Raw genomic sequence first — 374 nt, forward strand, 5'->3', positions numbered from 1 at the left:
AGTACACTGCGGTGTTCGCTCGCTTGTTTCCTTGTCTAACTCGTGTCTTGAAACCCTCGATTAAAAGTTACTGCTTTTCTTAAAAAGAAAAGACTTAAGAACTACACAATCAATTACTTGAATTTTGTTGCTTTCAATGTCGTTTTATCCAGTTTTCAAAGAACAAGTTTTGAAGTTTCATTACTGAACCTTCAAAACTGAACACAAAACGTTAATGTTGGTTTGACCTCGGAAGGTCAACCATTCCGTTAATAATCCTTAGAAAGGAGGTGATCCAGCCGCACCTTCCGATACGGCTACCTTGTTACGACTTCACCCCAATCATCTGTCCCACCTTCGACGGCTGGCTCCCAAAAGGGTTACCCCACCGGCTT

General features: G+C 42.0%; 1 rRNA gene. It reads right to left on the reverse strand.

The window, feature by feature from the left end:
* Nucleotides 1–262: 262 nt before the first annotated feature.
* Nucleotides 263–374: ribosomal RNA gene (locus DDE80_RS14855) — 16S ribosomal RNA — on the reverse strand; the annotation flags it as partial.

The sequence above is a fragment of the Metalysinibacillus jejuensis genome (assembly GCF_003057615.1).
GTDB classification, from domain to species: Bacteria; Bacillota; Bacilli; order Bacillales_A; family Planococcaceae; genus Metalysinibacillus; species Metalysinibacillus jejuensis.